This window comes from Rhizobium skierniewicense, from assembly GCF_014196515.1.
Taxonomy (GTDB): Bacteria; Pseudomonadota; Alphaproteobacteria; order Rhizobiales; family Rhizobiaceae; genus Agrobacterium; species Agrobacterium skierniewicense.
In genome coordinates this window covers 238,483-251,083 of the sequence record NZ_JACIDV010000006.1, presented here as the reverse complement: position 1 = coordinate 251,083, position 12,601 = coordinate 238,483, and the positions used below count along the sequence as shown (strand labels likewise).

General features: G+C 56.5%; 12 protein-coding genes. 7 read left to right on the top strand and 5 right to left on the bottom strand.

Translation table 11 applies throughout. From position 1 onward, the window contains the following. Window positions 1-54 precede the first annotated feature (54 nt). From leuD to GGQ73_RS11795, 4 genes are all read right to left on the bottom strand, one after another. The gene (leuD, locus tag GGQ73_RS11810; RefSeq protein WP_183896446.1) at window positions 55-660 is read right to left on the bottom strand and encodes a 3-isopropylmalate dehydratase small subunit; all 606 of its coding nucleotides are present in this window, start codon (window positions 658-660) and stop codon (window positions 55-57) included. A 124-nt stretch (window positions 661-784) separates the two neighbouring features. Further along, window positions 785-1,291: a GNAT family N-acetyltransferase gene (locus tag GGQ73_RS11805; protein WP_183896444.1), complete on the bottom strand. Its 507-nt coding sequence runs from the start codon at window positions 1,289-1,291 to the stop codon at window positions 785-787. A 236-nt stretch (window positions 1,292-1,527) separates the two neighbouring features. Beyond that, the gene (typA, locus tag GGQ73_RS11800; RefSeq protein WP_174154357.1) at window positions 1,528-3,348 is read right to left on the bottom strand and encodes a translational GTPase TypA; all 1,821 of its coding nucleotides are present in this window, start codon (window positions 3,346-3,348) and stop codon (window positions 1,528-1,530) included. A gap of 167 nt (window positions 3,349-3,515) precedes the next feature. After that, on the bottom strand, window positions 3,516-5,582 hold the full coding sequence (locus tag GGQ73_RS11795) for a M3 family metallopeptidase (RefSeq protein ID WP_183896442.1): 2,067 nt from the start codon (window positions 5,580-5,582) through the stop codon (window positions 3,516-3,518). Window positions 5,583-5,771: 189 nt separating this feature from the next. Here GGQ73_RS11795 and GGQ73_RS11790 point away from each other — a divergent pair, with 189 nt between their 5' ends. Together GGQ73_RS11790 and GGQ73_RS11785 are read left to right on the top strand one after the other, a co-directional pair. Next, window positions 5,772-6,242, top strand: coding sequence for a MarR family winged helix-turn-helix transcriptional regulator (locus tag GGQ73_RS11790; RefSeq protein ID WP_183896440.1), 471 nt, complete (start codon window positions 5,772-5,774; stop codon window positions 6,240-6,242). 17 nt (window positions 6,243-6,259) lie between these two features. Beyond that, a complete protein-coding gene (locus GGQ73_RS11785) occupies window positions 6,260-7,438 on the top strand; it encodes a multidrug effflux MFS transporter (protein WP_183896584.1) in 1,179 nt (392 codons plus the stop codon). Between the two features lie 45 nt (window positions 7,439-7,483). Here the strand turns inward: GGQ73_RS11785 and GGQ73_RS11780 are convergent, their stop codons facing one another. Beyond that, window positions 7,484-8,707 (bottom strand): argininosuccinate synthase, encoded by a 1,224-nt coding sequence (locus GGQ73_RS11780; RefSeq protein WP_183896438.1) that lies wholly within the window; start codon window positions 8,705-8,707, stop codon window positions 7,484-7,486. 243 nt (window positions 8,708-8,950) lie between these two features. Between GGQ73_RS11780 and GGQ73_RS11775 the strand changes: the two genes are divergently transcribed. The 5 genes from GGQ73_RS11775 to GGQ73_RS11755 all read left to right on the top strand — a co-directional run bounded on the left by GGQ73_RS11775 (window position 8,951) and on the right by GGQ73_RS11755 (window position 12,557). Next, window positions 8,951-9,805 (top strand): SDR family NAD(P)-dependent oxidoreductase, encoded by an 855-nt coding sequence (locus GGQ73_RS11775; RefSeq protein ID WP_183896436.1) that lies wholly within the window; start codon window positions 8,951-8,953, stop codon window positions 9,803-9,805. A gap of 104 nt (window positions 9,806-9,909) precedes the next feature. Continuing rightward, entirely contained in the window at window positions 9,910-10,557 is a 648-nt protein-coding gene (locus GGQ73_RS11770) for a LysE family translocator (RefSeq protein WP_183896434.1), read from the top strand. Between the two features lie 38 nt (window positions 10,558-10,595). Beyond that, window positions 10,596-11,135 carry a sigma-70 family RNA polymerase sigma factor gene (locus GGQ73_RS11765; protein WP_183896433.1) on the top strand — a complete coding sequence of 180 codons (540 nt, stop codon included), beginning with the start codon at window positions 10,596-10,598 and terminating at the stop codon, window positions 11,133-11,135. After that, complete coding sequence (locus tag GGQ73_RS11760; RefSeq protein WP_183896430.1) at window positions 11,132-11,857, top strand: anti-sigma factor; 726 nt, start codon at window positions 11,132-11,134, stop codon at window positions 11,855-11,857. The genes GGQ73_RS11765 and GGQ73_RS11760 overlap by 4 nt, the downstream gene beginning before the upstream one ends. Before the next feature lie 142 nt (window positions 11,858-11,999). Beyond that, window positions 12,000-12,557: a fasciclin domain-containing protein gene (locus GGQ73_RS11755; RefSeq protein WP_174154349.1), complete on the top strand. Its 558-nt coding sequence runs from the start codon at window positions 12,000-12,002 to the stop codon at window positions 12,555-12,557. Window positions 12,558-12,601 lie beyond the last annotated feature (44 nt).

Genomic DNA, 12,601 nt, shown 5'->3' with positions numbered 1-12,601 from the left:
CGCCGATTTGGTACGGGTTGCAGACCAGATGGCCTGGAATGCGTGCGAAAGCGCCTATGCCCAGGGCCGCGAGGAGGCGTTGGTCTTTTCGAACGTATCGATCGCACCGGCATGTTCTAGCGTCAGGCCTATGTCATCGAGACCGTTCAGCATGCAGTGGCGTTTGAATTCATCCAATTCGAACTTGATCGTGCCACCGTCCGGGCCGCTGATTTCGAGGTTTTCAAGATCGACAGTGACGACGGCATTAGAGCCGCGTGACGCGTCGTCCATCAGCTTTTCCAGGTTCTCAGGGCTGACGACGATGGGCAAGATGCCATTCTTGAAACAGTTGCTGTAGAAAATATCAGCAAAGCTGGTGGAGATCACGCAGCGAATGCCGAAATCCAGCAAAGCCCAAGGCGCATGTTCTCGCGAGGAACCGCAGCCGAAATTGTCACCCGCGACAAGAATTTGGGCGTTGCGATAGGCAGGTTTGTTCAGCACGAAATCGGGATTGTCTGAACCGTCCTCCAGGTAACGGGCTTCCGCAAACAGACCTTTGCCGAGACCGGTGCGCTTGATGGTTTTGAGATAGTCCTTCGGAATGATCATGTCCGTGTCGATGTTGACGACCGGCATAGGGGCGGCAACACCCGTCAGTTTTGTGAATTTTTCCATCTCTCACTCCGAAATTATGCAGGTCAGTACATTGCTCTTGGTTGCATTAGAGCAAAATCGGTACGATTTGAAGGCCACTCCGTGCGAAGGTGGTACGCTCATGTAGGGGACGGAACGCGTGGTGTCAGAGCCAGGCGAAACCGAGTTTGCGCAGTTGCACGCCCGCGAAGTCCTCCATGCCCTCTGCCACGTCCTTGCCCCCGTGAGAACGGAAGAAATGAGTGGCGACAGCGCTGTCTTCCAGGCACCAAACGACGGCGCCGTTGCAGCCCAGAGACTTGAGCAGACGCCGCGCTTCGGTAAATAAAACAGAGCCGAGGCCCATGCCCTGATATTCCGGGCGCAGATAGATCTCGTAGATTTCGCCGTCATAAGGCAGACCGCGGGCGCGGTTGAGGCCGAGTGTCGCATAACCCGCGATGACGCCTGCTATCTCCACCACCAGCATCGTGGCCGAACCGCGCGCCGCCTTGCGCCACCATATTTCATTGCGACGATCCAGCATTTGCCGCAGCGGTTTATGGGGAATAAGACCCCCATAGGCCTGCTGCCAGGAGGATCTATGCGCGTCGGAAATGGCGCGCGCATCGTCCGGCTCTGCTCGGCGAATGTCTATGGATAACGTTTTCATAACGCGATTCTGATCCCGGCGCGGAAAACTTACCAGCCATAAAGGTTAACGGCTTTGAGCTTACCCACAGCCTATTCATGTGGATGATAGCGAAAAATTAACGCTATATTTACCCTTGAGGCAAGTGCTGTCCGACTCAGTCCCGCGAATAAATGTCCGGCAATTATAGAAGAGGCCGGACAACAAAAAACCCGGCGCGATGGCCGGGCTCTTCGAGTTTGAAACTATGCTGGCAATCAGCCAGCAAGCTTTGCCTTGTCGAAGCGCTTGCGGTCGTTGGCGTCCAGGAACATCTTCCGCAGACGGATGGACTTTGGCGTCACTTCCATCAACTCGTCGTCCTGGATCCAGGACAGGGCGCGGTCGAGCGTCATGCGGATCGGCGGTGTCAGCTTCACGGCTTCATCCTTGCCGGCGGCGCGGATGTTGGTGAGCTGCTTGCCCTTGAGGACGTTGACTTCAAGGTCGTTGTCACGGGTATGAATGCCGATGATCATGCCAGCGTAAACCTTTTCGCCGGGCTCAATCATCATCGGGCCGCGATCTTCCAGGTTGAACATGGCGTAAGCAACCGCTTCACCGGAACCATTCGACAGCAGAACGCCCTGGACGCGACCAGCGATGGCACCCTTGAACGGCTGGTAGGAGTGGAACAGACGGTTCATGATCGCTGTGCCGCGTGTGTCCGTCAGCAGTTCGGACTGGTAGCCGATGAGGCCACGCGTTGGAGCCAGGAACTTCAGACGAACGCGGTTGCCACCGGATGGGCGAAGCTCGGTCATTTCTGCCTTGCGCTCGGACATCTTCTGAACAACGATACCGGAATGTTCTTCATCGACGTCGATGACGACTTCTTCGATCGGCTCGATGGTCTGGCCGTTTTCATCCTTCTGCATGACGACGCGAGGACGCGAAACGGCAAGCTCGAAGCCTTCGCGACGCATGGTCTCGATCAGAACGGCCAGCTGCAATTCGCCACGGCCTGATACGAAAAACGAGTCCTTGCCTTCGGCTTCTTCGATCTTCAGTGCAACGTTGCCTTCGGCTTCCTTGTACAGACGATCGCGGATAACGCGCGATGTGACCTTATCGCCTTCGGTACCGGCAAGCGGTGAGTCGTTAACGATGAAGGACATCGTAACCGTTGGCGGGTCGATCGGCTGTGCGGTCATGGCTTCGGTGACGGAGGGGTCACAGAAGGTGTCGGCAACGGTGCCTTTGGAAAGACCAGCGATGGCGACGATGTCACCCGCATGGGCTTCATCGATCGCGGTGCGCTCGATACCGCGGAACGCGAGGATCTTGGAAATACGGCCGGTTTCGATGGTCTTGCCATCCTGGCCCAGCACCTTGACGGCCTGGTTCGGCTTGATCGAACCGGAGGCGATACGACCGGTGATGATGCGACCGAGGAAGGGGTTGGCTTCAAGGATCGTGCCGATCAGACGGAACGGACCTTCTTCAACCGTTGGCTCAGGAACGTGCTTGAGCACGAGATCGAGCAGCGGTGCAAGACCTTCGTCCTTCGGACCTTCCGGGTTGACATTCATCCAGCCATCGCGACCGGAGCCGTAAAGGATCGGGAAATCGAGCTGTTCGTCAGTGGCATCGAGGTTCGCGAAAAGGTCGAACACTTCGTTGATGACTTCTTCGTGGCGGCCATCGGGACGGTCGATTTTGTTGATCGCAACGATTGGGCGAAGACCGACCTTGAGAGCCTTTGATACGACGAACTTGGTCTGTGGCATCGGGCCTTCAGACGAGTCGACCAGAACGATCGCGCCATCCACCATCGACAGGATACGCTCGACTTCGCCGCCAAAGTCGGCGTGGCCGGGAGTGTCAACGATGTTGATGCGAACGCCTTTCCACTCGACAGACGTTGCCTTGGCGAGAATGGTGATGCCGCGTTCTTTTTCGAGGTCGTTACTGTCCATGACGCGCTCTGCAACGCGCTGGTTTTCGCGGAACGAACCGGACTGTTTCAGAAGCTCGTCAACGAGCGTCGTTTTGCCATGGTCAACGTGCGCGATAATCGCGATGTTGCGAATTGCCATTGTTCAATATCTCTGAAGTTGGGGCGTCATATCTTAGATGCGCCAATTTAGTCTGGCGGCCCTATAACCTTTTTTTTACAAATGCGAAAGGGGGCCTAAGACATAAGCCCCTTGCAGAAACGCGATAGCAGAGTTTTGTGACAGTTTTCGGGTGGCTGTCGCCAAGCTCAGCCCGAAACCAAACCACGCTTTTTCAACATCGCATCCGGGCTTGGCATCTTGCCGCGAAACGCCTTGTAGGTTTCTTCGGCGTCGATGGAGCCGCCGACGGAGTAGATGTTGTCTTTCAGCTTGCGGGCCATGTCGGCGTCGAAAGAATCACCGGTTTCCTCGAAGGCTTCGAAAGCATCGGCGTCGAGAACCTCCGACCACATGTAGGAATAGTAGCCCGCCGAATAACCGTCACCGGAAAAGACATGCTGGAAGTGCGGCGTGGCGTGGCGCATGACCATGGATTTCGGCATGCCAAGCGATGCCAGAACCTCGGCCTGCACCGCCATCGGGTCTGCGACCGCGCCTCGTGTGTGGAACGCCATGTCCACCAGCGCCGAGGAGGTAAACTCGACCGTATTGAAACCTGCGTTGAATGTCTGTGCTGCCAGAACCTTGTCCAGCAGCGCCTTCGGCATTGGTGTGCCGGTCTCATAGTGAAGAGCATATTTTTCAAGGATTTCCGGGACGGTCAGCCAATGTTCGTAAAGCTGCGACGGCAGTTCCACGAAATCACGCGAGACGCCCGTTCCTGAAACGGAGGGATAGGTGACATTGGATAGCATGCCATGCAAGGCGTGGCCGAATTCATGGAACAGGGTTCGGGCATCATCGAGCGACAGCAGCGCCGGTTTTCCCTGTGACGGCTTTGCGAAGTTGCAGACGTTGTAGATGATCGGTAACTCACCTGTCATACCGTTCTTCAGGGGCAGTTTGTGCTGCGACTGAAAAGCGCTCATCCATGCGCCTGATCGCTTTGACGGACGGGCGAAGAAATCGGCGAGGAACATCGCGACGAGAGCACCCTGCTCATCGCGAATTTCAAAAGTGCGGACATCCGGGTGGTAGGCGGTCACGTCCTTCGACTCGATGGCGCGGATGCCGAAAAGTCTCTGAGCGACATCGAAGCAGGCTTCGATGATTTTTTCCAGTTGCAGATAGGGCTTGAGTTCAGCTTCCGAGAAATTGAACTTTTTCGCCCGGAGTTTCTCGGCATAGTGACGCCAGTCCCACGGCATGACGTCATGGTTCTTGCCTTCGTCGCTGATGACGGTGGCCAGTTCTGCCTCTTCCTCTGCGGCGCGCTCGACCGCTTTTTCCCAGACCCGGATCAACAGCGCGTTTACGGCATCCGGCGTTTTTGCCATGGTGTTATCAAGTTTATAGGCGGCAAAATTTGCGTAGCCCAGAAGCTTTGCCTTTTCATCGCGCAGTTCGAGCGTGCGCTTTACGGTCTCGCGATTGTCTGTGTCGCCGCCATTTTCTCCACGCGCGACCCACGCGTGAAACGCCTGTTCGCGCAGGTCGCGACGCTCGGAAAATGTCAGGAAAGGTTCGATGATCGAGCGCGACAGGGTAACGGCGAATTTGTCGTCTTCGCCCTGCTCGCGCGCAGCACTTTCCATTGCGTCGCGCAGGAAACCGGGAAGGCCTGCAAGTTCTTCTTCCGTAGACAGAAGCAGCTTCCAGCTTTTTTCGTCGGCCAGAACATTCTGCCCGAACTTTGCACCGAGGCCAGCAAGCTCTTCGTTGATGGCGGCAAGGCGTTCCTGATGGTCTTTCGCCAGCTTCGCACCCGAACGGACAAAGCCCTTCCAGTGCCGCTCCAAGACGCGCGTCTCCTCACCTGTCAGGCCAAGGGTCTCGCGTTTCTCCCACAGCGCATCGATGCGCGCAAAAAGCGCTTCGTTCATGCTGATCCGAGAGTAATGCCGCGACATTTTTGGCGCGATGTCGCGCTCCAGTGCCTGAATGGCAGGATTGGTATGAGCACCGGCCTTGTTCCAGAACAGTGCCGAGACCCGTGACAACGCTTCCCCGGCGGTTTCCAGAGCAATGATGGTGTTGGCGAAGTTCGGGGCATCAGGGTTGCCCGCGATCTCGTCAATCTCGGTATCGTGGATGGCGAGGGCTTCATCGAAAGCACCGGCAAAATCCTCGTCTTTGACAGCATCGAACCGAGGCAAACCGTTTTTTCCGTTCCATTCCGTAAGGGCAGGATAGTGCGCGGCGGTTGAAGTCATTGGTTCGTCCTCATGCAGATGCGATTTGTCTGCATATGGGCATGGCTGAGGTCGGGTTTCAATATGTCGTCACGTAATCGCATGCATGGCAAGGACGCTATCCGCCTCACGAAAGCTGCGCGTAAACAGTGCGTCTTGCCATCGTGCGGCGAAGTTTTTTATAAGAGAGGCTTACGAAGCAGGCGTGCCATGAACACTTCACTCGAAAAACAGTCGCTGGCATTCCTTTTGAACAGCAGTGTACGTTTTCTCAACAGTGCCTTCGAGCGGCGCATCGCTGAGGCCGGGCTTGGACTGACACCGGGAGAAGCGCGCGCGTTGCTGACGGTTGCCGCCATCGATGGGAGTAAACAGGCCGATATTGCAAACCGCATCGGGCTCGAACCCATGACGGTCTGCACCTATCTCGACAGGCTGGAATCGCTCGACCTTGTTGAGCGCCGCCCCAATCCGGATGATCGCCGCTCCAAATGCATTTATCTCACCGACACATCGGCGCAGTTGCTGGTGGCCGTGCGCCAAGAAGTGGACAGTCTGATCAGTCTGGCGACGGCTGATTTCAGCGAGAGTGATTTTTCACAGTTTCACGATCTTCTGGCGATCCTGCAGAACAACCTGCAGATAGCGGTGAGCGACAAGAACAAGCAGAATTCTGCATGAAACATCCCACAACGCCCATGAGCGTGCGGCGCACCGCGGTTCTCGGGGCGATGCTGACCTCGCTCGGTCCCGTATCGATGGCGATCTATACGCCAGCCATGCCAGAACTCGTCAGAGCTTTCGCGACGTCGGAATCCGCCATCAAGATGAGCCTTACACTCTATTTCGGGGGCTTCGCCCTGGCGCAGCTGGTCTCGGGTGCCATGTCGGATGCCTTTGGGCGGCGCAAGGCGACGATCCTGTTTTTGCTGATCTATCTGGCGGGCGGAACGCTGGCCGCTTTCGCACCCAGTGTGGAGGTGCTGCTGGCTGCTCGTCTTATTCAGGGTATAGGTGCGTCAGTTGGCGTTACCGTTGCGCGGGCGGTTGTGCGCGACCAGTTCAGTGGCCATCAGGCCATCGGCATCCTGAACCTCATCGGCATCATGCTGGCGGTTGGCCCGGCGGCGGGGCCAACCATAGGAGGCCTGTCTCTGCTGGCCTTCGGGTGGCAATCGGTCTTCGTCCTGATGCTGGCTTTCGGACTGATTTCGATTACGGCCATTGGTTTTTATCTTCGCGAAACGACGGTACCGGACTCCAGTCGCCTTCGTCCAAGCCGTCTGTTCAGCGCCTATGGCGAGCTTCTGGTGTCACCGCGATTCCTGTTGTCGGCACTGGTGCTGGGCGGCACTGTCGGCGCGCTCTATGCACAATCGACCATGCTGCCCTTCGTACTGATCAACGATGTTGGCTTGTCGCCGACAGCCTTTGGCGTGGGAATGCTGATGCAGTCAGGCGCTTACTTTCTGGGTTCTATCGCCCTGCGGTTCATGTCGCGCAGAATAGGCGATCGTCGATCTGCGGTGGCAGGTCTTTGCCTGTCGGCAACGGGTGGGGTGTTGATCTTTCTGTCCGTGCAGATGCTGGCGCCTTCTTTCCTCTCCATCATGGGGCCTGTTGCGGTGGCGACTTTTGGCCTTGCGCTGCTGACGCCGCATATCATCACCATGGGTATGGCGCCTTTTCCGCACATCGCAGGCTCCGCTTCGGCGATGATGGGGTTTATCCAGATGAGTGCGGGTTTTACAGCCGGTGTCGCAGCATCCGTGCTCGGGTCACCGCTGACGAGTTTCGGCACGATCATTCCGTTGATGGAATTGAGTGCCGTGGCCAGCTACGTCATTTTTGCGATCATGTCGCGCAGGCGGACATGAAAAAGCCCCGGAGACCGGGGCTTTTGACATCATATCTGAACAGACTTACTTGCCAAGGTTGCGCTTGCCCAAAGTGCGCAGGCGCAGGGCGTTGAGCTTGATGAAGCCTGCCGCATCCTTCTGGTCGTAAGCGCCCTGATCGTCTTCGAAGGTAACCAGCGTGTCGGAATAGAGCGACTTGTCGCTTTCTCGGCCGATGACCATGACATTGCCCTTGTAGAGCTTCAGCGTGACTTCACCATCGACATGCTCCTGGCTCTTGTCGATCAGCGCCTGTAGCATTTCACGCTCTGGCGAGAACCAGAAGCCGTAGTAAATGAGTTCCGCATAGCGCGGCATGATCTCGTCCTTGAGGTGGGCTGCACCCCGGTCGAGCGTGATGGATTCGATGGCGCGGTGGGCCGTCAGCAGGATCGTGCCACCGGGTGTTTCGTAAACACCGCGCGATTTCATGCCGACATAACGGTTCTCGACAAGATCGAGACGACCGATGCCGTTGTCGCGACCGTAATCGTTCAGCGTGGCAAGGATTGTCGCAGGTGACATCTCGACGCCATTGATAGAGCAGGCATCACCCTTGCGGAAGCCGACCTTGATGATGGTTGCCTTGTCTGGCGCTGCTTCCGGGGAAATGGTGCGCATATGCACGTATTCAGGTGCCTCGACCGCTGGATCTTCCAGAACCTTGCCTTCGGATGAGGAGTGCAACAGGTTGGCATCGACGGAGAAAGGAGCCTCGCCCTTCTTGTCCTTGGCAACCGGGATCTGGTGCTGTTCGGCGAAGTTCAGAAGATCCGTACGGCTCTTGAAATCCCAGTCGCGCCAAGGCGCGATGATCTTGATGTCGGGGTTGAGCGCATAGGCGGACAGCTCGAAGCGAACCTGATCATTGCCCTTGCCGGTCGCGCCATGCGCGATGGCGTCGGCGCCGGTCTTCTTGGCGATGTCGATCAGGTGTTTGGAAATCAGCGGGCGGGCAATCGAGGTGCCCAGCAGATAGACGCCTTCATAAACGGCGTTGGCGCGGAACATCGGAAACACGAAATCGCGAACGAATTCTTCGCGCACATCTTCAACATAGATTTCCTTGATGCCCATCATCTCGGCTTTCTTGCGGGCCGGCTCAAGCTCTTCGCCCTGGCCGAGGTCTGCCGTGAAGGTCACGACTTCCGCACCCAGTTCGGTCTGGAGCCATTTGAGGATAATCGAGGTATCAAGTCCGCCGGAATAGGCGAGAACGACTTTCTTTACGTCTTTTGGAAGAGCCATCAGTGAAATCCATTTGCGTGTCGGCGACGTCAGGATATCGCCATTTCCTTGGGATTTCGGCACTTTTAGCGAGTTTATCGGCTGGTGCAACAAAAATGCAAAATCGTCCAAAGTTGGAACGGGCTCATCTTCATGTGACTTGGCGAGCCGATAGGACTAGACTGTGGGCAGCGTTACGAGAGCGCATGGTTCCACGGGACATCGCTGCCGAACTTTTAAAGCGTCAGCGAAAAGGAGAAACCAATGACAAAACTTCACCCTGCATTCGTGCAAGACAATGTCGCCGTGGTGACAGGCGCAGCCTCCGGTATCGGCCTTGCCGCCGCCCGCAAGTTCGCCGGCTTCGGCATGAGCGTCGTGCTGGTCGATCTCGACGGTGAAAAGCTAAGCAACGCCCAAAGCGAGATTGCGCAGATTTCCGACGGTGGTGAGGCGCAGATCGTCGCCATTCCCACCGATGTTTCGAAACTCGATGAACTGGAAGCGCTGGAGCGCGCCGTCATTCAGCGTTTCGGGCGTGTGCATGTGCTAATGAACAATGCGGGCGTACAGCCCGGCAGCGCCATCTTCGGGCCGCAGGCAAACTGGGACAAGATTTTCGGTGTCAACCTGATGGGCGTCGTCAACGGCAGCCGGGTATTCGGTTCGGGCATGTTGGCCCATGGCGAACAGGGCCTCATCATCAACACAGGCTCCAAGCAGGGCATCACCACGCCACCAGGCGATCCCGCCTATAATGTTTCCAAAGCCGGCGTGAAGGCCTTTACCGAAGCCTTGCAGCACGAACTGCGGAACACACCGAACAGCAAAATTTTCGCGCATCTTCTCATCCCCGGCTTTGTCTTTACCGGTCTTACCGCCAATGGCCGAACCGAAAAGCCATCTGGTGCATGGACCAGCGAACAGACGGTCGATTTCATGGTCGACAGCATCGGCAACGGCGATTTTTACATTCTGTGCCCGGATGGCGATGTGGATCGCAGAACGGACGAGAAACGTATCCTCTGGGCGGCCAACGACATCGTTCAAAACCGCCCGCCACTGTCGCGCTGGCACGACGATTACAGCGACGATTTCAAGTCTTTTCTCAATAGCTGATATACCTGCCGCGCCTTCGGGCGCGGTCTTGCCTTCTCTGGCTTGGCAGGCTCTGGAAACGGCGTTATGAACGCGTATCCAACTTTCCAAAATGTGGTGCCGCCGTGGATTTCATACCCAGCCTGCCTACCCTGATTGCCTTTACCGTCGCCATTCTGTTGTTGGCGGTGACGCCGGGTCCTGACATGACGCTGTGGATCAGCCGGTCCCTGCGTGAAGGTCGGGCGTCCGGCTTCATGACATTGGTCGGCACCAATCTCGGCATTACAGTGCATACGATGCTTGTTGCCTTCGGCGTTGCGGCCCTCATCGTTGCGTCTCCCACGGCCTTTCTGGTTTTGAAAACGGGTGGGGCGGCCTATCTCGTCTGGCTGGCGATTCAGGCCATCCGCAAAGGCTCGAATTTCGTCATGGAGCGCCCGAAGGAGCAGAAGGCAGAGGCTTCGCTGACGTCTGCACTGCTGAACGGTATCTGGGTCAATCTGCTCAACCCGAAAGTCATCATCTTCTTCATGACGTTCCTGCCGCAATTCGTCAGCGCCTCCGACCCCCACGTCACAGGAAAGCTGATTTTCCTCGGTCTCTGGTCGATCATCGTCGCGTTACCGATCGGCATCGCTATCGTCATTGCTGCGGATCGGCTTTCAGGCTGGCTGCAAAGCAATCGCAAGGTCCTGCGCGGGCTGGATTATACGATTGCCGGTGTGTTTTCGCTTTTCGCCTTCAAGATTTTCTTTGCTCAGGCTAAATAGCGGCATGGCGTACCTATGGGCTTTGGCGGGATGGCATGATGCGGCATGAAGACCTTGGTACTTTAATCGGCCGCGTTGCATTGTCGGATCGCAATGCATTTGTTTTGCTCTATAAACAGACGAGCCCGAAACTTTTTTCCATCTGCCTGCGTATACTCAAAGACCGGACAGACGCCGATGAGGCGTTGCAAGAGGTCTACGTCAAGATTTGGCAGCGTGCGCACTTGTTTTCGGCCATGGCAGGAACGCCGGAAGGCTGGATGGCCACGGTTGCGCGCAATCAGTCGATCGATATGATTCGCGTGCGCAAACCTGTTGCGAGTGAACTGGATGACGTGCCTGATCTGACTGACGGTTCACCTGACCCGGAACAGGCGACATTGAACAAGGACACTGGTCGGACGATAGACCTGTGTCTGGCGGAACTGGAAGACACCCGTGCAGATGCCGTAAAGCGCGCATATCTGGATGGCATGAGCTATCTGGAGCTTGCAGAACATTACGCTGTACCCCTGAATACGATGCGGACATGGTTGAGGCGTAGCCTTATCAAACTCAAAGAGTGCATGGAGAGATGACGGCATCCGAGCAAAATAAGGGGGACGCCCCCCGCGATAACGCGATTGCCGCAGAATATGTTCTGGGCGTACTGTCGTTTACTGACCGCAAGAAGGTCGAAACGCGCATTCTGACGGATGATGCGTTTGCACGTCTGGTACAGAACTGGGAGACGCATTTCTCTGGCCTGAACAGTGCTTATGAACCCGACACCCCGCCTGCCGCAACATTGGCGAAGATAGAAAAGAGATTGTTCGGTACACCGCATCAATCAAAAGCATCGATATCGGGGCTGTGGAGTTCGCTCGCATTCTGGCGCGGCATGACAGCCATGGCCAGTGCCGCCGCTGCACTGGTTGTCCTCGTCAGCGCTTTCAATGTGCGGACACCTGAGCAACCCACACGCATGTCTTATATGGCCGAACTGTCCTCACCGGATGTTCCTATGGCGGTGATGGTTGCCTACAACGCGCACTCGGGAAAAATGGTCCTGACGCCGATGGCCGCCGGTGAAAATCAGCAAAAGTCGCTTGAGCTCTGGCTGGTGAATGCCGATGGAACACCGCATTCGCTGGGCGTGGTCGATCCCCACAAGGACGCGGAAATGGTCGTTCCCGTCAAGATGCGAGACCAGCTTAAAGATGGCATGACGCTGGCTGTCAGCCTTGAGCCTTATGGAGGCTCACCCACTGGCAAACCAACCGGCCCGGTTCTGGCTAGCGGGACAACGCGGCAGCTCTGAATTTAAAAAATCGTTATTTTTTTAAGAAAAAACCACCACGGCTGAAACTTCGTCTGAACATCACCCGTAAGTCTCCCTGTAACCGGATACGTCACCTGCAAAAACGCCGGTGGCGATTGGCGGAACCAGAGGAGAAAACGCCATGATGAAGTCCAGCCTGCGCATGATCGCGCTAGCCGCAGCCGTTTCGACCGTCGCATTCGCAGCCCAAGCCAAGAACCCGATGGTGGGTGGGGCCGCCATGTCCGAAAACAAGAACATCGTCGAAAACGCCATGAACTCCAAGGATCACACCACGCTGGTCGCTGCCGTGAAGGCTGCCGGTCTGGTCGAAACGTTGCAGGGCAAAGGCCCTTTCACCGTTTTCGCTCCTACCAATGAAGCGTTTGCCGCTTTGCCAAAGGGCACCGTCGAAACGCTTCTGAAGCCTGAGAACAAGGCAAAGCTCACCAAAATCCTGACATGCCATGTCGTCGCTGCTGACGCGATGTCGACAGCCATCGAAAAGATGATCAAGGACGATGGCGGCACACATGATGTGAAAACGGTCGGTGGCTGCATTCTGAAAGCCAAGCAGAGCATGAACAAGATCACGCTGACCGACGAGAGCGGCAACGTAGCCGATGTCACGATTGCGGACGTCAAGCAATCTAACGGCGTCATTCATGTCATCGACAAGGTTCTGCTGCCGAAAATGTAATTTTTCGGTGCAATGAAACGCCGTGTGCTACCCCAGGCGCACGG